The sequence below is a fragment of the Candidatus Neomarinimicrobiota bacterium genome (assembly GCA_017656425.1).
GTDB lineage: Bacteria > Fidelibacterota > UBA2242 > UBA2242 > B5-G15 > JACDNV01.
The window spans coordinates 1-1,677 of record JACDNV010000043.1; the positions used below are offsets into that span (position 1 = coordinate 1).

3 protein-coding genes are annotated in these 1,677 nt (G+C 40.2%); all 3 read left to right on the forward strand.

Annotated elements, in window-relative coordinates; translation table 11 throughout:
• Positions 1-89: 89 nt before the first annotated feature.
• Complete coding sequence (locus tag H0Z29_12115) at positions 90-731, forward strand: peroxiredoxin (protein MBO8132229.1); 642 nt, start codon at positions 90-92, stop codon at positions 729-731.
• A gap of 23 nt (positions 732-754) precedes the next feature.
• Positions 755-1,243, forward strand: a complete 489-nt coding sequence (locus tag H0Z29_12120) for a ferritin (GenBank protein MBO8132230.1) — start codon at positions 755-757, stop codon at positions 1,241-1,243.
• A gap of 4 nt (positions 1,244-1,247) precedes the next feature.
• The coding region (locus H0Z29_12125; GenBank protein ID MBO8132231.1) for a ferritin family protein at positions 1,248-1,677 on the forward strand (430 nt) is incomplete at its 3' end.

Genomic DNA, 1,677 nt, shown 5'->3' on the forward strand with positions numbered 1-1,677 from the left:
ATATTCTTTTACATCTTACTTAATATCTACCCTGAATTCATTTTGTTAGCAATATAAGGATATAATATTTATAAAAGGAGGCGTTACATATGAATAAAGGTATCCCTCTTCTTGGAGATAAGTTTCCAGAATTCGAGGTTCAGACAACGCATGGTAAAATGAAGTTACCAGATGTTTACAAAAACCGGTGGTTTGTATTTTTCAGTCATCCTGCCGACTTTACACCAGTGTGTACCACAGAATTTGTGGCTTTTCAAAAAAAATATGACCAGTTTAAGGAGCTTGGCTGCGAACTCATAGGTTTGAGCGTGGATCAGGTGTTTTCGCATATCAAGTGGATAGAATGGATAAAGGAGAAACTCGGTGTAGCTATTGAATTTCCTGTTATCGCTGACACAGGTAAAGTGGCGGAAACTCTTGGCCTCATTCATCCAGGCAAAGGAAGTAACACTGTCAGAGCTGTTTTTGTGGTTGATCCAAAATCAACGATAAGAGCCATACTCTATTATCCTCAAGAGGTTGGTAGAAATATTGATGAAGTGATTAGAATAGTAAGAGCCTTTAGAATTTCTGATGAACAAAAAGCCGCTATCCCGGCGAATTGGCCCAACAATGAATTGATTGGCAGCGATCTTATCATTCCTCCACCAAGCGATATCAACGATACGGAAGCGAGGCTCAAGGAATACGAATGTTTTGACTGGTGGTTTTGCCACAAGAAGTATCATTAGAATTCAAAAGCAAGGGGGAGATCGTGATGAGAGAAAACGTTCGAAACGCATTGAATGAACAGATCAAGAAGGAGTTCGAATCGGCATATCTGTATCTTTCAATGTCAGCTTTTTTCGAATCTCTCAGCTTGGAAGGTATGGCACAATGGATGAAAGTTCAAGCAAAAGAAGAAATTGAACATGGAATGCGAATCTTCGAGCATCTCAAGGACAGAGGTGAAAGGATAGAACTCTTCGAGATTTCAAAACCCAAGAAGGAATGGAAATCTCCTCTGGAAGCCTTCGAAGAAGCGTACGAACACGAAAAATACATCACCAAGAGTATAGACAAGGTGATCGAAGTGGCACGAGCCGAAGAAGATAATGCCACTCTTGTTATGCTGCAGTGGTTTGTGAATGAGCAAATTGAAGAAGAGGCTTCCGTTTTGAAAATAGTGGATACTCTAAAAAGAGTTCATGAGAATCCCGCTGCTTTATTTATGCTAGATCGCCAGTTGGGAGAAAGGAAGTGACTAATTGAATCACACAGAATTCAATATATATGAAGTATTTGAACTCGCCAAACAAATAGAAAGAAATGGCGTGAGTCTTTATACCAGCGCTGCGAAAAAGTTTCCAGAATTCAGCAAGCGTTCACTTTTCCTAAACCTTGCTGAAATGGAAAGGGAACACGAGAAGACATTTGAAAAAATGCAGCAAGAGCTTGCCAACAGAGAAGGAGAGATGTCAAAATTTCTGGATCCTGATCTCGAAGCCGTCAAGTACCTTCAAGCTGTGGCAAAGGGAGCTGTATTTGATGTAAATAAGGACATTTCCTCGATCTTAAGCGGCGTTGAAACCGTTTCCGAGTTACTGAGAATTGCGATAGAACTGGAAAAGGATTCTGTTATATACTATATGGGAATCAAGCAAGTCGTTCCAGAATCATTCGGCAAGGAAAAGGTAG

Excerpts from the sequence above, each read along its gene's own strand:
- H0Z29_12115 (MBO8132229.1), top strand. The coding sequence starts at position 90 with ATGAATAAAGGTATCCCTCTTCTTGGAGATAAGTTTCCAGAATTCGAG.